General features: G+C 38.6%; 19 protein-coding genes. 12 read left to right on the top strand and 7 right to left on the bottom strand.

The window, feature by feature from the left end:
* Position 1 precedes the first annotated feature (1 nt).
* The 3 genes from I5776_RS16205 to trpA are packed head-to-tail and all read left to right on the top strand — an operon-like array spanning position 2 to position 2618.
* Positions 2-628 (top strand): phosphoribosylanthranilate isomerase, encoded by a 627-nt coding sequence (locus I5776_RS16205; RefSeq protein ID WP_202777377.1) that lies wholly within the window; start codon positions 2-4, stop codon positions 626-628.
* Positions 625-1821 carry a tryptophan synthase subunit beta gene (gene trpB / locus I5776_RS16200; protein ID WP_202777376.1) on the top strand — a complete coding sequence of 399 codons (1197 nt, stop codon included), beginning with the start codon at positions 625-627 and terminating at the stop codon, positions 1819-1821. Before I5776_RS16205 ends, trpB begins: the two co-directional genes overlap by 4 nt.
* Before the next feature lie 2 nt (positions 1822-1823).
* Positions 1824-2618: a tryptophan synthase subunit alpha gene (gene trpA, locus I5776_RS16195; protein WP_202777375.1), complete on the top strand. Its 795-nt coding sequence runs from the start codon at positions 1824-1826 to the stop codon at positions 2616-2618.
* 19 nt (positions 2619-2637) lie between these two features.
* Here trpA and I5776_RS16190 read toward each other — a convergent pair whose 3' ends face one another.
* Together I5776_RS16190 and I5776_RS16185 are read right to left on the bottom strand one after the other, a co-directional pair.
* Positions 2638-2823 carry a YfhD family protein gene (locus I5776_RS16190; protein ID WP_066226432.1) on the bottom strand — a complete coding sequence of 62 codons (186 nt, stop codon included), beginning with the start codon at positions 2821-2823 and terminating at the stop codon, positions 2638-2640.
* Between the two features lie 482 nt (positions 2824-3305).
* On the bottom strand, positions 3306-3428 hold the full coding sequence (locus tag I5776_RS16185; RefSeq protein ID WP_084347375.1) for a YfhE family protein: 123 nt from the start codon (positions 3426-3428) through the stop codon (positions 3306-3308).
* 112 nt (positions 3429-3540) lie between these two features.
* Between I5776_RS16185 and recX the strand changes: the two genes are divergently transcribed.
* Entirely contained in the window at positions 3541-4335 is a 795-nt protein-coding gene (gene recX, locus I5776_RS16180) for a recombination regulator RecX (protein WP_202777374.1), read from the top strand.
* A gap of 59 nt (positions 4336-4394) precedes the next feature.
* Positions 4395-4691: a YfhH family protein gene (locus I5776_RS16175; RefSeq protein ID WP_202780828.1), complete on the top strand. Its 297-nt coding sequence runs from the start codon at positions 4395-4397 to the stop codon at positions 4689-4691.
* A 1464-nt stretch (positions 4692-6155) separates the two neighbouring features.
* On the opposite strand, the gene I5776_RS16170 is transcribed toward I5776_RS16175, so the two are convergent.
* The gene (locus I5776_RS16170) at positions 6156-6317 is read right to left on the bottom strand and encodes a small, acid-soluble spore protein K (RefSeq protein WP_107920310.1); all 162 of its coding nucleotides are present in this window, start codon (positions 6315-6317) and stop codon (positions 6156-6158) included.
* A gap of 360 nt (positions 6318-6677) precedes the next feature.
* Positions 6678-7658, bottom strand: a complete 981-nt coding sequence (locus I5776_RS16165; RefSeq protein WP_202777373.1) for a metal-dependent hydrolase — start codon at positions 7656-7658, stop codon at positions 6678-6680.
* A gap of 315 nt (positions 7659-7973) precedes the next feature.
* On the opposite strand from I5776_RS16165, the gene mutY reads away from it, so the two are divergent.
* The gene (gene mutY / locus I5776_RS16160; RefSeq protein ID WP_202777372.1) at positions 7974-9068 is read left to right on the top strand and encodes an A/G-specific adenine glycosylase; all 1095 of its coding nucleotides are present in this window, start codon (positions 7974-7976) and stop codon (positions 9066-9068) included.
* Between the two features lie 264 nt (positions 9069-9332).
* On the opposite strand, the gene I5776_RS16155 is transcribed toward mutY, so the two are convergent.
* Entirely contained in the window at positions 9333-10766 is a 1434-nt protein-coding gene (locus I5776_RS16155; protein ID WP_202777371.1) for a glutamate synthase subunit beta, read from the bottom strand.
* A gap of 16 nt (positions 10767-10782) precedes the next feature.
* Positions 10783-15348 (bottom strand): glutamate synthase large subunit, encoded by a 4566-nt coding sequence (gltB, locus tag I5776_RS16150; RefSeq protein ID WP_202777370.1) that lies wholly within the window; start codon positions 15346-15348, stop codon positions 10783-10785.
* 130 nt (positions 15349-15478) lie between these two features.
* Here gltB and gltC point away from each other — a divergent pair, with 130 nt between their 5' ends.
* Complete coding sequence (gene gltC / locus I5776_RS16145; protein ID WP_202777369.1) at positions 15479-16393, top strand: glutamate biosynthesis transcriptional regulator GltC; 915 nt, start codon at positions 15479-15481, stop codon at positions 16391-16393.
* Positions 16394-16975: 582 nt separating this feature from the next.
* Here the strand turns inward: gltC and I5776_RS16140 are convergent.
* Positions 16976-17149: a hypothetical protein gene (locus tag I5776_RS16140; protein WP_202777368.1), complete on the bottom strand. Its 174-nt coding sequence runs from the start codon at positions 17147-17149 to the stop codon at positions 16976-16978.
* Positions 17150-17252: 103 nt separating this feature from the next.
* On the opposite strand from I5776_RS16140, the gene fabL reads away from it, so the two are divergent.
* The 5 genes from fabL to ntdP all read left to right on the top strand — a co-directional run bounded on the left by fabL (position 17253) and on the right by ntdP (position 20087).
* Positions 17253-18002 carry an enoyl-[acyl-carrier-protein] reductase FabL gene (gene fabL / locus I5776_RS16135; RefSeq protein WP_202777367.1) on the top strand — a complete coding sequence of 250 codons (750 nt, stop codon included), beginning with the start codon at positions 17253-17255 and terminating at the stop codon, positions 18000-18002.
* Between the two features lie 69 nt (positions 18003-18071).
* Positions 18072-18278, top strand: coding sequence for a gamma-type small acid-soluble spore protein (locus I5776_RS16130; RefSeq protein WP_066226448.1), 207 nt, complete (start codon positions 18072-18074; stop codon positions 18276-18278).
* Positions 18279-18558: 280 nt separating this feature from the next.
* Complete coding sequence (locus tag I5776_RS16125) at positions 18559-18825, top strand: YgaB family protein (protein WP_202777366.1); 267 nt, start codon at positions 18559-18561, stop codon at positions 18823-18825.
* A gap of 170 nt (positions 18826-18995) precedes the next feature.
* On the top strand, positions 18996-19169 hold the full coding sequence (locus tag I5776_RS21460; RefSeq protein ID WP_246483818.1) for a DUF2197 domain-containing protein: 174 nt from the start codon (positions 18996-18998) through the stop codon (positions 19167-19169).
* A gap of 387 nt (positions 19170-19556) precedes the next feature.
* The gene (gene ntdP, locus I5776_RS16120) at positions 19557-20087 is read left to right on the top strand and encodes a nucleoside tri-diphosphate phosphatase (RefSeq protein WP_066226453.1); all 531 of its coding nucleotides are present in this window, start codon (positions 19557-19559) and stop codon (positions 20085-20087) included.
* Positions 20088-20142: the final 55 nt, after the last annotated feature.

The following is a 20142-nucleotide window of genomic DNA, read 5'->3' as shown; positions in this document are numbered from 1 at the left end:
AATGAAAGTGAAAATTTGCGGCATTACCAATATGGAGTCAGCAAGGGTAGCAGTCGATGCTGGTGCTGATTTTCTTGGTTTTGTATTTGCGGAAAGTCGAAGGAAGATATCTCCCGCTGTTGCTAAACAGATTGCCGATCAAGTTCCTACTCATGTGAAAAAAGTAGGTGTGTTTGTGAATGAATCACCCGAAATAATAAACGAGATTAGTCAGTACGTCGGGCTTGATTTTATTCAATTACATGGGGATGAAACACCGGAAATTGCTTCATCATTAAACCGTCCAATTATTAAAGCCTGGTCTATCCAAGATAAGATTGATCCAACAACATTTTCTTGTAAATATTACTTAATTGATAGCCCAAAGGGAGCGTATCGAGGTGGTAATGGAATCGCGTTTGATTGGTCATTACTGCAAAACCTCCCAATTCAAAAGGAGAAGCTAATTCTTGCAGGTGGACTAAATGCGGAAAACGTTGCATCAGCGATTCATTCCGTTCATCCGGCCATAATCGATGTATCAAGTGGGGTTGAAACGAATGGACAAAAGGATCCAATAAAAATAGATGCATTTGTAAAAATTGCTAAACAAGCATTTCAAACTTTAAAGGAGAGTGTAGAAAGATGACAACTTATACCCAGCCGGATCAAAAAGGACATTACGGGATGTTCGGAGGAAGATTTGTCCCTGAAACATTAATGCCAGCAGTACTTGAGTTAGAACAAGCCTATAATGAGGCAATGAATGACCCTGAATTTATTCAACAGATTGATTATTATTTCCAACAATACATTGGCAGGGAAACCCCATTATACTTTGCTGAAAATCTGACTAAGCAGTTTGGTGGACCGAAAATCTACTTGAAGCGTGAAGATTTAAATCATACTGGCGCTCATAAAATTAACAATGCTCTCGGGCAAGCACTATTGACCCAACGGATGGGGAAAAAGAAAGTGGTAGCCGAAACGGGTGCCGGACAGCATGGAGTAGCAACTGCAACGGCGTGCGCGCTTCTTGGGTTGGAATGTATCGTATTTATGGGAACAGAAGATATACAAAGGCAGAAGCTAAATGTATTTCGAATGGAACTGCTTGGGGCTGAAGTGAGAAGTGTTGAACAAGGGAGCGGCACATTAAAAGATGCAGTAAACGAAGCACTTCGTTACTGGGTAAGTCATGTAGAAGATACCCACTATATATTAGGCTCTGTCGTAGGTCCACATCCATTTCCGCAAATTGTTCGCGATTTTCAAAGTGTGATTGGGAAAGAAACAAGGAAGCAAATACTCGAACAATCTGGATTGCTTCCTGATGCAGTTGTTGCTTGTATTGGCGGCGGCAGCAACTCAATGGGAATGTTTTATCCTTTTATTAATGATGAAGAGGTCAAACTTTACGGAGTCGAAGCAGGCGGTTCTGGAATCAACACAGGCAAACATGCTGCCACATTAACGGACGGAAAGATTGGGGTACTGCATGGAACAATGACGTATCTGCTTCAAGATTCACATGGTCAGATTGAAGAAGCCCATTCCGTTTCTGCCGGACTTGATTATCCTGGTGTTGGTCCAGAACATAGCTTTTTAAAAGAAAGTGGAAGAGTTAACTATACATCAATTACGGATAAGGAAGCCATTGAAGCATTTAAACTTTTAACAAAATCAGAAGGAATAATACCTGCACTTGAAAGCTCCCATGCTGTTGCATATGCGGCTAAATTAGCAAAAGAAATGTCAAAAGAAGAAATAATGGTCATCTGCTTGTCAGGCAGAGGCGATAAAGATGTTGAACAGGTCAAAAGTATTTTAGGAGGGATGTAAAAATGGGGAAAGAAAAATTAAGTCAAGCTCTAGATAATGTGTTGGCAAACGGTGAAAAAGTATTTGTTCCATATATTATGGCTGGTGATGGGGGATTAGCTATTCTTAATGAAAGGATCCAGTTTTTTGAAGATGCCGGTGCAACTGCGTTAGAATTAGGAATTCCGTTTTCAGATCCCGTTGCAGACGGTCCCACCATACAGGAGGCTGGAATTCGGTCCCTTCGTGCAGGGACGACATTAAAAGGTGTATTGGATGAATTAAAGAAAAATAAAAATAGTAGGGAAATTCCAATCGTATTAATGACTTACATGAATCCAATTTTTGTATACGGAACGAAGGAGTTTGCTGCGGACTGTGAACAAGCCGGGGTTGACGGCATTATTATTCCTGATTTACCGATTGAAGAAGAGGAGATTGTTTCGGGTGAGCTTTCCGGTCATCATATTGCACTCATACGTTTAGCAGCATTAACTAGCTCAAAAGAAAGAATTCGTGAAATCGCAAAACGAACCGAAGGATTTTTATATGCGGTAACAGTTACCGGCATTACAGGGGTTAGAAATACTTATCGTGAAGGTATAGGCACTTATTTACAAGAGATAAAAAGGATTTCCACTGCGCCGGTTTTGGCCGGTTTTGGGGTTTCAACTCCAGAGCAAGTGTGCGAATTAAGTCAGTTCTGTGATGGTGTAGTTGTTGGAAGTAAAATTATTGAACATTTGCAGAACAATGAATATGAAGCGATTCGAAAGTTAATTAATGCTGCGAAAAGATACGAAACAGCTACATTATAAAAGCAGGGGAACCCCCTGCTTATTTCTTTTTATTTTTTGCACGTTGTTCAGCAGCTTTCGATCTTGCTTGCGCTTCAAGATCAGCTTGATCTGCTAACTCTTGGGAAAATTCAACATCTTTGCCATCTGATTTTAAATTTTTCGGTACTTGAGGAAGTTTAGCTTTGTTTTTATCACGAGTTTTTTGTTTATGTGCACGACCCATGAACGAAAACCCCTTTCAAGTTATCAAGTTACGGAACTTTTCTCGCCCGCATTACTAGGTTGTGTCATTTCCGTAAGAATATGACGACTTGATTTTTCCAGTTGATTGCCTTACATGCTAGATTGTTGATTTCCGCAGCAGGTACTTGCTTTTTCGCGGTTCTGCGATGAGCCTGTCTAGTTCCGGCGGCTATCGACTAGCAAACTTCCGGTCACCTCCTTACGATAAGTCATCATCGATTCACCCTTTGGGTTCATCATGATTCCTTTATCTCAGTCGCTGCCCTCCAGTTTGTACGTCGATAAACAAGCCGCCTCTACTTTTCTAACTCCTCATCACTTCGCTCTTGCGGGGTCTCATCTGTCCAGCTGATCCCGCAGGAGTCTCGCACCTGCTGCTCCAATCAACATGGTGTCCATTATCAACACAGGACTTTAACAAAGCCTTCAATTTAGTAATTCATCTAATAATGTCAGGGCTATTCAAGATTTACGCTTTTGTTCATACCCTCCAGCACGATCTGCCATCTTAAATTCATGTGCATAAGTTACCGCTTGCATGCTGCGCAAATTGCTTTTCTCTTTCACACGTTTATCCTTTGACATGTCACTTCACCCTTTCATTAAACAGTTATTTTCATTATTGCCTTAAACATAGCAAACATACGACAGTCGATGGTAAAATAAATAAGAAATAAGATGAAGAGGGATGCTTCAAATGCCGATAATAACGAAAATTTCTATCCAAAAAAATAATAGTGAACGGTACAATATTTTTCTCGATGGCGAATATGCGTTTAGTGTGGACGAAGAGGTGCTCGCGCGTTTTCAATTAACGAAAGGCAAAGAATTATCTGACCTTGACATTTCAGAAATTGATTATGAAGATGATATTCGAAAAGGTGTAAATACAGCGATACACTATCTTTCTTATCGGATGCGATCTGAAAAGGAAGTAAGAGATTATTTGAAGCAAAAAGAGATCAATGAAATGGTCATCCAAGAAGTTATACATAAGCTTTATAATTTGAAGTATTTAAATGATCTTGAATTTGCTGTTGCATATGTGAGAACACAAATGAATACAACGAAAAAAGGGCCAGGCACGATTAAAATGGAATTATACGAAAAAGGAATAAGTGATAACCAAATTGATCAAGCATTACAGGAATATTCGAAAGAACAGCAAATTGACCACGCAAAGGCATTACTTGAAAAAACAATCAAGCAAAACAAAAAGCTTTCTGAAAAAAGTTTAAAACAAAAACTGGACCAAACTTTATTACGAAAAGGCTTTGATATCGATACCATTCATTTAGCGATGGACGAAATTGATTTTAAAAAAGATGAATCTGAAGAGTGGAATGCTATTGTTGTGCAAGGGGAGAAAGCACATAGAAAACTGCAAAAATATAGTGGCTATGAGTATGAGCAAAAAATGAAGCAAACCTTGTATCGAAAAGGATTCCCAATAGAACTAATCGAGAAATTTCTTCAAGAATATAGTCTATAGTATTATACTTAGTCTATAAGGTGGTGTATCTAGTGGAACAGGAAAAAAGATATAGTCAAATGACTGAATATGAATTGAAGCAAGAAATTGCCGCGATAACCGAAAAGGCACGGAAAGCTGAACAGCTCGGGATCGTCAATGAATTTGCAGTGTTAGAGAGAAAAGCAATCATGGCAAAAGCCTATTTGCTAAATCCTAAAGATTTTAAACCAGGTGAAATGTATGAAATCGAAGGGGATCCTGGTGTTTATTTTAAAATAGATTATTTGAATGGTGTATTTGCTTGGGGATATCGCCTAGGCGGTGAAAAGGAAGAGGAAGCACTGCCAATATCGGTGTTGAAAAAGCTAAAATAAAGAAGGCTGTAGGCTGAGTTATAGCTCAGTGTTGAATTTGATCCTATGGGAAATAGAGCGGGTGCAGATGCTCGTCAGGTCGAGTACCTTTCGCTAAAAATCGAGTACGCTACAGCCGGATTTTACAATGACAAGATTAAGGACCTTTTGATGTTCCTCCAATTTAAGAGGAACATCTTTTGTTTTTTTGACTTAAGATGTACTTCGAACTGGATTTAAGAGGAACATCTTTTGTATTTTTGCCTTAGGATGTACCTCGAACTGGGTTTAAGAGGAACATCTTTTGCTTTTTTAACTTATGATGTACCTTGAACTGGGTTTAAGAGGGACATCATTTGTATTTTTGCCTTATGATGTACCTCGAACTGGGTTTAAGAGGAACATCTTTTGCTTTTTTAACTTATGATGTACCTTGAACTGGGTTTAAGAGGAACATCATTTGTATTTTTGCCTTATGATGTACCTCGAACTGGGTTTAAGAGGAACATTATTTGTTTTTTTGACTTGAGATGTACTTCGAACTGGATTTAAGAGGAACATCATTTGTATTTTTGCCTTAGGAAGTACCTCGAACTGGCTCTAAGAGGAACATCTTTTGCTTTTTAACTTATGATGTACCTTGAACTGGGTTTAAGAGGAACATCATTTGTATTTTTGCCTTAGGATGTACCTCGAACTGGATCTAGGAGGAACATCATTTGTATTTTTGCCTTAGGATGTACCTCGAACTGGGTTTAAGAGGAACATCATTTGTATTTTTGCCTTAGGATGTACCTCGAACTGGGTCTATGAGGAACATCTATTGCTTTTTTGCCTTAGGATGAACCTCGAACTAGATTTAAGAGGAACATCATTTGTATTTTTGCCTTAGGATGTACCTCGAACTGGGTCTATGAGGAACATCATTTGTATTTTTGCCTTAGGATGTACCTCGAACTGGGTCTATGAGGAACATCATTTGTATTTTTGCCTTAGGATGTACCTCGAACTGGGTCTATGAGGAACATCTTTTGTTTTTTTGACTTGAGATGTACCTTGAACTGGGTTAAAGAGGAACATCTATTGCTTTTTTGCCTTAGGATGTACCTCGAACTGGGTCTATGAGGAACATCTATTGCTTTTTTACCTCAAGATGTACCTTGAACTGGGTTTAAAAGGAACATCTGTTGCTCTTTTGCCTCAGGATCTACCTCCAACTGGATCTATAAGAAACATCTTTTGTTTTTTGGGATAAAGATGTGCTTGCAAGTACAAAAGAGATTATTATTAAAGCCAATATCGGTAAATAAGAGTACCCCTACCTTTAAGAAGGTAGGGTACATTATGTTTGAATTGGATTTGATGTTCCATTACGATTTTTGCTAATAATTATTGCGGGATTAATGTCTACCACTAGCGCCTATCGACTAGAAACCCCAATTCCTGAAGTCTTTTAATGCGCTAGGCAAGGCGCTTCCGGTTTTCTTAAACATCACTGTCTCTACGGCTAGATGCTTTCATTCGTTCTTGTGGATGTGTATTTGTTGAACCATCTGCACGTTTTGAAGCAAACTCTGCTTTTGCTCGAGGTTCACCTTCGAACTTATTGTCATTTCCATATGGGAAACCTTTTGCCTTATTTCGCATGCTGTTGCCTCCTAAATTGTTTAGAATATCCGTACATTTTTTATTATTAGATAGGAGCGGTGTCCATATGAATGTATGTTCTTTCCTTTTTTATTTTAAGGAAAAATAAAGATGAATATTCAAGCATGTAAAGATGAAAAAGCATGAACTAGGATTCGAGCAGGAAAAGCGGAAAAGGTGTGGTCTACGTGCACGAATACTTCGGATTCGAGCAGGAAAAGCGGAAAAAACGGGGTCCTCGTGCATGAAAAACGCTGATTCGAGAAGGAAAAGCAGAAAAAGAGAGGCTCACGTGCACGAAAACGCCCAATTCGGGAAGGAAAAGCCGGAATTGCTGGAGCCTCATGCACGCCCGTATAATTACCTCGGAGCCACATCTAACTTCTTTCTAAGTTTTTCTTTATTATAAATCCATCCTGTATAGGAACCTTTAATCACTAAATCTTCATCCATTTGAACGATGGCGACGAAGGGATAATGTCCTTTGCTGCGATAGCGCAGATCGATGAAACGGACTTCGTATCCATTTTCAAGTTCCTCCAACTCCCAACGGAAAATAGGGGAAAAGGACAAAAACGCAGCAATATTTTTGTCTTTTTTTGCCCGATTAATCACTTCATTTTCCGGAATCGGAACGCGGTCGTACTCATCGAGAATCGTTATTTCACGTTTGTCAGCCTTTGCAACAAATAGCCGTTTCTCGGTAATGGCAACAATTCGCCATTTAAAATACCTCATTGTTGGTGCGATTATAACCTTTTCTGCATTTGGAACAATTTTTAAAACAGCCTTTTTAACGGCCCATTGCTCGGCAATTCGGCATAAATAATAACAGATGACAATGGTATAGACGATAATAAACGTTATTCCTGGATTTGCTCCAATAGCCCAAATGATAAGGCCGATAACGTGAATGATGAAGATAAATGGATCAAACGTATTTATAATCCCTAAAGCTACCCATTTAGATGAAAACGGACGTATTGCTTGGGTTCCATATGCATTGAAAATGTCGACGAATACATGGAGAAACACTGCAAGGAAAGACCATAACCATAAATGCAAAAGGTTAGTTCCCGGAAAAAATAAAGCGGCACAGGCGGTAATTAATAACGGCCATAATATGACAGCTGGAATCGAATGTGTCGCGCCACGGTGATTTCTTATATAAACCGCATTGTTTCGAAACTTTAAAAATGTATCGATATCAGGTATTTGCGAACCGATAATGGTTGCAAATAGTACACTATGTGTATTAATCGCATGGTCGGCAACAACGGGGTCCAAGGTGGCTAGACCACCAAGGGCAAACCCCATGACAAGGTGTGTTCCAGTATCCAAAACGGGATTTCCTCCTTATATTGTCTAGCTTAGACTCCTTTTTTGAAAAAGCAGGCGCTAGTTTTTCTAATGATAGACTACAGGAACTAGTCATAATAATTACTTGCGGATTTTTGTAAACATGATATGGTAAAAATGAATGATTTGCAATGGACATTCTGTTAATTAAATGATCTGTAATGTAATCTTAATATGAATGCGTAATTATTGGGATAGGCATATATATTATTTACTTTCCCCATTTCGAATAAAAATAACTCTTATCTTTGTAGCTTATTCAGTCAAGTCAAGTACACAGTGATTTCGGAGGATTTTATGGCAGGCAGTATTGAACAGTTAAATATAAAGCAGTTTCAAAATGATTTACTTCATTGGTTTACGAATGAACAAAGGGATCTACCTTGGAGAAAAGATCAGGATCCATATAAGGTATGGGTATCGGAAATCATGCTCCAGCAAACGAGAGTGGATACGGTCATCCCATATTTTAATCGATTTATTGAAAATTTCCCTACAATTGAAAAGTTAGCAGAAGCGGACGAAGAAAATGTTTTAAAAGCTTGGGAGGGGCTTGGATACTATTCCCGAGTTCGAAATTTACAGGCTGCGGTTAAAGAGGTACATGAATCTTATGGCGGAGTTGTACCAAATACACCTGAAGAAATCAAAAAGTTAAAAGGGGTAGGTCCTTACACGGCTGGAGCGATTTTAAGTATTGCCTATGGTGTTCCGGAACCTGCGGTTGATGGAAATGTCATGAGGGTTTTATCAAGAATTTTATTGATATGGGACGATATCGCAAAAGCATCGTCGCGTAAAGTGTTTGAAGAAGCAGTAAGATCGATTATTTCCCATGAAAATCCATCATATTTCAATCAAGCTTTAATGGAACTTGGCGCATTAATTTGTACGCCAACATCACCATCCTGCCTGCTTTGTCCCGTACGAGAACATTGTCAAGCATTTCATGAGGGGGTGCAGGATCAGCTTCCTGTTAAAACAAAGAAAAAAAGCACCCGCCATGTGGAGTTAGTAGCAGCTGTGTTGAAAGATCACCAAGGCAGGTACTTAATTCACAAGCGCCCCGAACAAGGACTACTAGCCAATCTATGGGAATTCCCTACGGTGGAAAAAAGTAAGTTGATTAAACCAAAAGATATTCTGCAAGACTTTATGAAACATGAATATGATATTCACATTCAATTAGATAAGACATCGTTTACTGCAATCCCGCATGTTTTTTCCCATTTAACTTGGGATATTGAAGCCTATTCAGGAACGATAGAGAATGAGGTAAAGGAAGCAGGGAACATGAAATTAGTGACCGCCGAGGAGCTGACAAACTATGCTTTTCCGGTTTCTTATCAAAAAATGTGGAAAGCTTATTTAGAGTCTGTTAAAGAGAACTAGCAAACAGTTATCAACACTGTTCGCTAGTTTTTTTGTTTGTTTTCGTAATGCTAGTTTTGAAATAAACAATGACCGTTCCTTTCCGCTCCAGGCACTTGCTTTCCGCGGGGCTGGCGATGAGCCTCCTCGTCGCTTCTCTCCTGCGGGGTCTCATCTGTCCAGCATATCCCGCAGGAGTCAAGTGCCTTCCGCTCCAATCCACTCTGCGCGTTTGATATATTGAATGCAACAATCTCTTAGAAAAGTGCCATTGGTTTTGATATTTTAACAATGCCTTGCTTTTAAAAAATTATCAATCTCCAATGCAGCTTTTTTCCCTTCTTGAATGGCCCAAACAATCAAACTTTGGCCCCTGCGGGCATCGCCGGCTGTATACACTCCTTCGAGGTTTGTTTGATAGCTGTTAGTTGGAGTGGAGATTCGGTTGTTCGAACGGTTGATTGTTTGGAAATATTCATCTTTTACCCCTTCAAAACCAATGGCTATGAGAACAAGGTCTGCTTCCCAATAGCGTGTTTCTTGATCATCTTGATTAAAATAAGTCGTTTTTAATCCTTTTACTTCACCGTTTTCATTCCCAATAAAGGATTGTGTTTGAATAAAATATTGTCTTGGATCTTCACCAAAAAGATTAACCGCCTCTTCATAGGCATAATCAAGTGAAAATACATGAGGGTTTTCTGGCCATGGATTATCCTTCTGTCTTCGCAACGGTAACTTCCCATGTTTTCCGAACTGAATGACACTTTTGCAGCCTTGACGAAGGGCAGTAGCGACACAATCGGCTCCAGTATCACCACCGCCGATGACAATGACTCGTTTATCTTTCGCAGTAATTTTCGGTTCATTGGAATGAGATGGTTGTAAGTAATGTTTTGTGCTCGCAGTTAAATATTCCATTGCAGGATATATTCCTTCTAATTGCCGGCCTTCAATCGTAAGCTCCCGCGGCTTTTCTGCCCCGATGCATAATAAGACTGAATCGAAAGATGATTGAAGTTCTTCTATTGAAAGATCAACTCCAACATTGATATTCGCTCGAAACTCAATACCTTCCTCTTTTAATAAATCAATTCTTCTTTGAACATGTGATTTATCAATTTTCATATTAGGAATCCCATACATGAGAAGACCGCCGAAACGGTCCTCGCGTTCAAAAACTGTAACGGAATGTCCTAATTGATTGAGATCATCAGCTGCTGTTAAACCAGCTGGACCCGAACCGATAACCGCTATTTTTAGTCCGGTTTTTTTGCGCGGGATTCGTGGTTTGACCCAACCTTCTGAAAAGGCGCGGTCGATAATCGCTTTTTCAATGCTTTTAATTGTAACGGGTTCACTTGGTATGCCCGCCGTGCATGAACCTTCACAAGGTGCGGGACATGCTCTTGCGGTAAACTCAGGGAAATTATTTGTTTTCGCTAAGCGTAAAAATGCTTCACACCATTTTCCTTGATGGACTAACGCATTCCATTCGGGAATCAGATTATATAAGGGACATCCGCTCGTACTCGAATTGATGTTCAGTCCAATTTGGCAAAATGGTGTGCCGCAATCCATGCAACGCGACGCTTGTTGTTTTACCTTTTTTTCTGAAAAAGGTTTTTGATATTCGTTCCAATCTTTCACGCGTTCAACGGGTTCAACTTCTAAAGGCTTAGCCCTTTTTATATCGATAAATTCCGTAGAAGTAGCCATTCTCACTCACTCCTTTTTAAAGTGATATTCCCAATGTGGGGCTATTAACTGATTCAATCGTTTTCCCTTCCTTTTTGAGTTGGAAAGCCGTTAATGAGGCGTCTTTATTAGTCATCCCTTGACTTTCTAGTTGATTGATTATATCGATCATATTTTTGTACTCATTCGGAATGACTTTAAGGAAATAATTACTTGCTCTATTCCAGTTCTTTAATATATCCTTAGCCTTTTTACTGCCCGTATATAAATAATGCTTTAAAATCATTTGATAGATGTCAATTTTCTCTTCATTTGTTAACGTATTTTCAATATTAATCATTTCAAAATTAATGTTCTTCATTACTTCTTCGTCGTTGGTGAGCCCAGAATAAATATAGGCAACTCCACCTGACATACCTGCACCGAAGTTTTTTCCAATTGAGCCTAAAATGATTGCTTTCCCACCCGTCATATACTCACAACCGTGGTCGCCGACCCCCTCAACAACAGCATTCACACCACTGTTACGCACACAAAATCGTTGGCCAGCTGTACCTTTAATAAAGGCTTCTCCAGAAGTAGCGCCGAAAAAGGTCGTATTTCCTATGATGGCTTGATCACCATCATAATTCCATAGATCGTTTGGTTTAATAATTAATGTTCCGCCCGATAGACCTTTTCCTACATAATCATTGGCGTCACCAACTAATGTGAAATGTAAGCCCTTTGGAATAAATGCGCCAAAACTTTGGCCGGCAGAACCATTAAAAGTCAGTTTGATTAAATCCTTAGGCAATCCATTTGGACCATATTTTTTTGTTATGGAATGTCCGAGAAGGGTGCCAACAGCTCGATCTGTATTTTGTATTAAAAAACTGCGTTTCACATGTTGTGCATGATCCACATAAGGCTTTAATTGTGGGATCAATGTATGCTGATCGAATCTGTTTTCTAGTTCGTGATTTTGCTTTTCCATACATATATGAGCCGTCTGAACGTTTGGCGTTTTAAATAAAAGCTTTGATAAATTTAACGTTTTCGCTTTCCAATGATTATTTATGTCCTCTCTAGGTTGGAGCAATTGTGTTTGGCCGACTATTTCATCTAGCTTTCGATAGCCGTTTTTAGCTAAAATTTCACGAACTTCTTCGGCGATAAAAGTCATATAGTTAACGATATGATCGGGATTTCCCATGAATTTTTCACGTAGCTTCGGATTTTGTGTCGCAATTCCGACTGGGCACGTGTCCAAATGGCAGGCACGCATCATCAAACAGCCAAGTACGACTAAAGGTGCTGTTGCAAATCCAAATTCCTCTGCACCTAAACATGCAGCAATAATAACGTCTTTCCCAGTCATTAGCTTTCCATCAGCCTCTAGTTTCACACGATTGCGAAGTCCGTTTAATAAAAGGGTTTGATGGGTTTCGGCGAGCCCGATTTCCCATGGAATTCCCGTATGCTTAATACTCGTTTTCGGGGATGCTCCTGTTCCTCCATCATGTCCACTAATTAAAATGGTATCAGCGAGACCTTTCGCAACTCCGGCTGCAATTGTACCTACACCAGCCTTGGCGACTAATTTAACACTAATACGCGCATTCGGATTCGCACTTTTTAAATCAAAAATCAATTGTGCAAGATCTTCAATTGAATAGATGTCATGATGGGGAGGAGGGGAGATAAGTCCGACTCCAGGTGTTGCCCCTCTAACTTCAGCAATCCAAGGGTATACTTTACTTCCGGGTAATTGTCCGCCTTCACCGGGTTTTGCGCCTTGGGCCATTTTGATTTGGATTTCTTCCGCTTCGGATAAATAGAAACTAGTGACTCCGAATCGTCCTGAAGCTACTTGTTTTATCGCACTTCTTCTTAAATTGCCATCTAAGGAGCGCTCAATTTCTTCGCCGCCCTCACCGCTATTGCTTTTACCGCCAATTCGATTCATCGCGATGGCGAGTGCTTCGTGGGCCTCCTTGCTTAGTGAGCCATATGACATTGCACCGGTTTTAAACCGTTTAAAGATTGACTCAATTGGCTCTACCTCGTCAATCGAGATGGGAGGACGATTGCTTTTTACATTTAATAGGCTGCGGATTGTAGTAAAAGGCCCATTATGATGCATATCCACGAATTTTTTATAAACAGCTTTATCATTCGTCCTTGCCGCACGTTGCAGTGTGTGAATCGAGAGTGGGTTGAATTGATGATGTTCCCCTTCACTTCGCCACTGTAATTCGCTACCTGAATCAAGTGTTTGGTCATGAGAAGACATATCCGTGATTGCTTTCTCATGTCTCATCACGATTTCTTTAGTCATTTCAGATAGTCCAATTCCATCTATTTGTGAAACGGTGCCCGGGAAGTATTTATTGATTACCTCTTCAGAAATACCCAGTGCCTCAAAGGTTTGCGCTCCTCGGTAGCTTTGAATGGAGGAGATTCCGACTTTTGACATGATTTTCACAATCCCATTGGTCAAGGCATGTATATAATTTTGCAATGCTTGTTTGAAAGGAAGTTGTATATGTTTTTCAATAATTAATTGTTTAATTGTTTCATAAGCTAAATAAGGATGTAATGCATCAGCGCCATAACCTAAGAGCATAGCCATATGATGAGGATCTCTCGGCTCACCAGAATCAATAATCATACTTGCTTTTGTTCTCAAGCCATTCTGAATCAGAAAATGATGAAGGCAAGAGGTCGCTAATAGTGAAGGAATAGGGAGTTGTTCATGATTCGCCCGTTTATCGGATAAAATTAATATCTCAATTCCGTCGTTTATAGCTGTTATTGCTTGATCACAAAGACGATGTAAGGCTGTTTCGATTCCCTCATCTAGTGAAAAAAGCATATCTAATTCTCGAGTCTGTAATGGTGTATTTTTAATTGCATGTAAGCTTGGTGTTTCTAAAAAAGGATGTGAAAGCTTTACATGGTGTTGATCCGTTGATTTTTTTCCAAGCAATTTAATTTGCGGTCCTAACCACGTGACGGTTGAAATCACGCATTCCTCTCTTAACGCATCAATAGGCGGATTCGTAACTTGGGAAAAGCTTTGTTTAAAATAATGAAAAAGTAGCTGTGGCCTCTCTGAAAGAATGGCAAGCGGGGTATCCATTCCCATTGAACCGGTCGGCTCTTTCATATCAATTGCCATTGGCTGAATCATTTTCATTACTTCTTCATACGTATAGCCGAATGCCTTTTGTAGAAAAATCACTTGCTTGTGATCATAATCTAAAGATAATGATAAAGGCATCGTCTGATCTTTCACTGTAATGATGTTTTCTTTTATATAGTGCTGATAAGGTTGTTCATTACTAATCATAGCTTTTAACTCATCGTTTGGAATTGATCGACCGAGCTCTGTATCGATGAATAATAACTCTCCAGGTTTTAAATGCTTTTTTTCTTTAATGTGATCATCACTAATGTCGATCACACCAACTTCGGACGAAAAGATAACGCGATCGTCATGAGTAATATAGTAGCGACCCGGACGTAAGCCGTTTCGATCTAAAATTGCCCCGATTTGTTTTCCGTTTGAAAAACCTAATGCCATCGGTCCATCCCAAGGTTCCATCGATAAACTGTGATATTCATAAAAGCTTTTTAAATAAGGAGACATTTCCTCATTGTTTTCCCACGGTTCGGGAATCATCATCATGATTGCTTGTGGAAGGGAGACTTGATTTAATGTTAAAAATTCTAGTACATTATCAAACATTGCCGAATCACTGCCGTCCGGTTGAATAATCGGTAAAAGTGAGTCCATATCCATTTGATCTAGTTCGTTTGAAAATGATGAGACTTTTGCGTTAAATGAATTCATATTTCCCTTAATCGTGTTGATTTCTCCATTATGTGCAATCATTCGGTTTGGATGTGCTCTTTCCCAGCTCGGAATGGTGTTTGTACTAAATCGTGAATGAACAAGGGCAAGTGCTGAAGCAAACTTTTGATTTGATAAATCATTATAAAATGTGGATAACTGTTCGGCAGAAAGCAATCCTTTATAGACAATCGTTTGATTTGATAAACTGGAAATATATAATTGGTTATCGTATTTTTTTTCCAGCTGTCTTCTTAACACAAAAAGTGCAGTTAAAAAATGTTCTTCATTCATACCCTTTGCCTTTTTGATAAAAAATTGAGTGATTTGAGGTTGAGTAGATGCTGCAATTTCTCCTAAAACTTCAGGGGAAACTGGAACTCTACGTTCTCCTAAAAAAGAAAGATGTAAACGGGAGGCTTCCGATTGGAAATCAGCAATGATTTGGTTTTGAAGCACGTGATCCTGCGGGAGAAATGTCATTGAAACGGCATATTCACCTTTTTCAGGTAATTGAAATGAACAAACTTCTTTGAAAAATTCATGTGGCATTTGCATTAAGATCCCGGCTCCATCACTCGTTTGATTATCACTGCTTTTTCCTGCTCGGTGATCTAATCTTTCTAGCATGATTAGAGCGGATGCAATGATATCGTGGGAAGGACGGCCTTTTATATCTGCATAAAAGCCAATACCACATGCATCATGCTCAAACTCCTGGCGGTAAAGACCTTCGCTATACGATTGATTGTTCGCTAAAGTCATTCGTTATCATTCCTTTCATTCTTATATCCGAATAGTTCGATAATAAAAAATTTTACTTTATTTTAATTCATCTTTACAATATATTATTAAGAATGAATTAATCTCAAAAGTAGATTGGTGGGAAATTTGAGTGGAATTACGTCAAATTTTTTATTTTATCGAGGTGGCAAAACGTGAGCATGTGACGAAGGCTGCAGAAAGCCTCCATGTGGCGCAATCGGCTATAAGCAGACAAATATCATTGTTGGAAGCTGAGTTAAAAACACCCCTTTTTATTCGGGAAGGGCGAAATGTGAAACTCACCCATATTGGAAAAGTATTTTTGAAATATGCTGAAAGAATTGTTTTAGAGATCGATAAGGCGAAAGAAAAGGTTGAAGAATATTTGAATCCGGAAACGGGGATTATTCACCTTGGTTTTTCATCGGGCTTATCTGTTAGTACGTTTGCGATGATGTTTTCGCAATTTCGAGACAGCCACCCTCATTTGCATTTTCATTTTAACCAAGGGACACCTTCTTATTTAGTGAAACAAATTGAGCGAGGGGATATTGATATGGCTTTTATTGCCCCTGTGCTAACGGATCATTCAATTGTAAAAGGAGATATCTTTTTTACTGAAAAAATGCTTGTGTTATTACCTGAAAATCATCCTTTAAGTGCTGAAAAGACGATAAAAATCAATCAGCTCCAAGGAGAAAGGTTTGTCACGTTTCGAAAGGAATCGTTTATTCGGGAAACAATTGAAAAGGCGTGTGTGCAAGCAGGATTTGATCCGATCATAGCCTTCGAAGGGGAAGATGTGGATACGATAAAAGGGTTAGTTGCTGCTGGTGTCGGAATTGCGATACTTCCCGAGCTGGCCTTTTCATACAATATCCCTAAGGATATACGGACAGTTGAAGTGAATGATCCAAGCTTTATTCGAACGGTAGGAGTGATTACACCAAAAAACAGGGAGCTTGCTCCGTCGGAAAAGCTCCTTTATCAGTTTTTAAAATCTTTTTATGATCGTTTATATCGTTTTCAGATGTTTGATTATTGAGGTTTTGTTGGTATTAGGAATTAAAATGGGACCGTTCCTTTCCGCTGCAGGAGCTTGCTTTCCGCGGGGAGGAAGTCGAGCCTCGCGCCTCCGGGGTCTCGACTTTTCCTCTTTATCCCGCAGGAGTCAAGCTCCTTCCGCTCCAATCCACTTTGTACGTTTAATAATGTTAAAAGCAACAAAAAGAGACTATCTAAAAATAAACAAATAGAAATCTAACGGGGATACTTGTGAGGTGCAAAACGGTAAATCAGATCAATACACATAAACTTCACAGCATAGTTCACAATCAAAGAGACTTAGAGATGTAAATTTCTCTAAGCCTTTTTCTTGAATCCACAAGTGCATTAGATGCTAAATCGAGTTTGATAAGCGGAGAAATTCCTCTTAATTAGAAAATAGCAAAGAAATTAGCTTCAATAGACGGAAGTTTTCCGGCTATTTGCTCGAAAAACATGAAAATTGGTAATTTTAGTTTGCTTAATCGGAAAATTTCCGCTTATATCCCCAAAACCATGCTCTATTCTGCAGTATAACCGGAGATTCTCCGCTTAAAGATCACTGGTTACTCAATAAGGCTTACTACTGCTGGCGCCTTTCGATTTCTTCAATAATTTCTCTATAAATTGTTTGTCCCTCGACATTTAAGTAAGGGAGAATTTGTTGAAAGGAATGATGGAAATGCTCGATTTCGGAGTTATTCCAGTCGGCCATGGAAATCATCGATAATTCGGTCATATCACGAATGACGGGCATGAAGTGCCACCTCCTTACTATTTACTATCCTTAGCTTACAAACAAAGATTGTTTGTTATACATTTTATCGGTAAAATATAGGTCGTAAAGGAAGGTGTAGAAGATGACAAATAAAGTTGCATTAGTTACAGGAAGCAGTCGTGGAGTTGGTAAAGCAACGGCGATTCGTTTAGCAAAAGAAGGATATGATATTGTCATAAATTACGCTCGCAGTAAATCTGCAGCACTTGAAACAGTTGAGGAAATTGAGAAACTCGGCAGAAAAGTTTTGCTTGTAAAAGCAAATGTTGGCGACGTTTCAAAAATTAGAAAAATGTTTGAAGAAATAAATGAGACGTTTGGCAGATTAGATGTATTTATTAGTAATGCTGCATCAGGTGTTCTTCGTCCTGCGATGGAACTTGAAGAAACACATTGGGATTGGACGATGAACATTAATAGTAAGGCATTATTATTCTGTTCCCAAGAAGCAGCAAAGCTTATGGAAAAGAACGGTGGAGGAAAAATTGTAAGCTTAAGTTCACTTGGCTCCATCCGTTACTTAGAAAACTATACAACTGTCGGTGTATCAAAAGCAGCTGTAGAAGCATTAACGAGATATTTGTCCGTTGAGCTTTCACCGAAAAATATTGTTGTTAATGCTGTATCTGGTGGTGCAATCGATACCGAGGCACTTAAGCATTTTCCAAATCGGGAAGATCTTCTTGAAGATGCCCGTCGCAACACACCAGCAGGACGAATGGTTGAAATCGAAGATATGGTAAATGCAGTCATGTTTTTAGTTTCGGATGATTCATCCATGATTAGAGGACAAACAATCATTGTTGATGGCGGACGTTCATTGTTAGTATAATTTTTATAAAAAATTTTAGCATAACTCTCTCCACGTTTGGTTACATTAAGGAGCGTGGAGGTGATAATAATGGCAAAGCAAACTAACAAAACATCTGCTGGTACAAACGTTAATGAAGTAAGACAACAAAACGCACAATCTGCACAAGGTTCTGCTGGACAAGGACAATTCGGTACTGAGTTCGGTAGTGAAACTGATGCACAACAAGTAAGAAAACAAAATCAACAAGCTGAATCACGTAAATCACAAAACGCTGGTAAATTTGGCCAACAATAAATGAGCGAAAAGAGCATCCTCAATCGATGGATGCTCTTTTTCATTTTGATTATTTTTCTCTTATGCCTTCCGAATCGTATAACCACACAAGCTGACTAACCTTTCACCCCGGTAGGACACCCGAACCTGCTAGCTTGGTTAGTTCATTGGTCAAGGACCAAAAAACTTTTTTAATTCGACAAAACAAATTGAAATACAACATAACTAGTCAAAGGGTTTTACTGATATTGAGAGAAAATATATACATAGGAACTACCAGGGAATGGAAGGTGCTAAAAAGATGAAAGCATTTAATGAATTGATAATGGATCAGATGAAAACGATGGATCAATTATTAGATCTGCAAACTGAAATTGAACGTTGTCAAGATTTAGAGCAGGAACTTATAGAACTTCAAGAAGAGGCGAAGTTAGATAGCCTTAAAAACGAAATCAAATTAATGAAAAAGGAATTGGATACAATCCATAAAACGTTTGAGGAACAAACTGACAACGTGATTCGCCAATATCAGGAGTTGAAAATACTTGCAGAAGGGGCTCTTACTTAGTAAGGACGATGTTAGTTATATAAAGGAGTTCAAAACCATTTAGATTATCTTCGCTAAATGGTTTTTTGTTTTAATTTTTGTACGATCGTACTAAAATAAAAAAAGAAATGGTATTCACCGAAAAATCCTATAGAGCTCAAATTGTGCAATGGGCAATTAGGGGGATTACAATGATTTACTATGAGATACTTTGTTATAGTTGTAAAAAAACATTCAGAGTATACGAAGGGTCACTATTATATAAACAATTTAAGGAAAGAAAGAGTAAGTTTTTTTGTTGCGAAGATTGTAGTCATAAAATACGTATGGATGCAATTAAAAATTTCTTTAGATACTTAAAATAACTTTACATCTTTCATAATCTGGTGCATTTCTGTAGTAAGAAATGTGCCCTACTTAATGAATTTGGGCCAAATCTGAACTTAGATATGGCGTTCTTCGAAGGATCAATTCCATTTTTTGGGGAAATTGGGGAGTGAAGATTTAGCTAAAAAATATAAGGTAGACGAAATCAGAAAGAATCCATTTTGATCAATTTTTTTTCAAAATGGATTCTTTTATATTATCGTAAAATACACTACCGGTTTGTGAGAAATTTTTAAGCAAACTTTATTCCAATGCAACAGTAGGGGCTCTTTTTGTTTTAAATTTTCATAAAAAACGTTATAATAATAAAAAATTCAATGAAAGCACGGTTGATTAAATTTTATAATGAAAGTAGGGAAAGTGGCATGGGTATTCCCATTGAAGGTGATACGATACAAATACATAGCTATAAACATAATGGTTACATCCATCGAATATGGGAAGAAACGACAGTACTAAAAGGTACGAAATCGCTTGTCATAGGTGGAAATGATCGGACCATTGTAACGGAATCGGACGGACGTACATGGGTTACACGTGAGCCGGCGATATGCTATTTTCATGCCGACCATTGGTTTAATATTATTGGGATGATTAGGGAAGACGGAATATATTATTACTGTAACTTAGGATCTCCTTTCGTGTACGATAAGGAGGCACTTAAATATATTGATTACGATCTAGATATCAAAGTATTTCCAGATATGACTTATACGCTGCTTGATGAGGATGAATATGAATATCATCGGAAACAAATGGGGTATCCAGATGTCATTGACCATATTTTAAAAAGAAATGTGGACAACCTTGTTAGATGGATTCGTCAACGAAAAGGACCGTTTTCCCCAGATTTTATCGATATATGGTATGAACGTTATTTAACCTATAGAAGATGAGTTGATTACCTGTTGGTGACAAAGCCACAGGTTTTTTTCATTAACTTATGCAAAA

This window comes from Heyndrickxia vini (genome assembly GCF_016772275.1).
In the GTDB taxonomy this organism is placed as follows: Bacteria; Bacillota; Bacilli; order Bacillales; family Bacillaceae_C; genus Heyndrickxia; species Heyndrickxia vini.
This window is presented reverse-complemented; position numbering and strand designations above follow the sequence as displayed.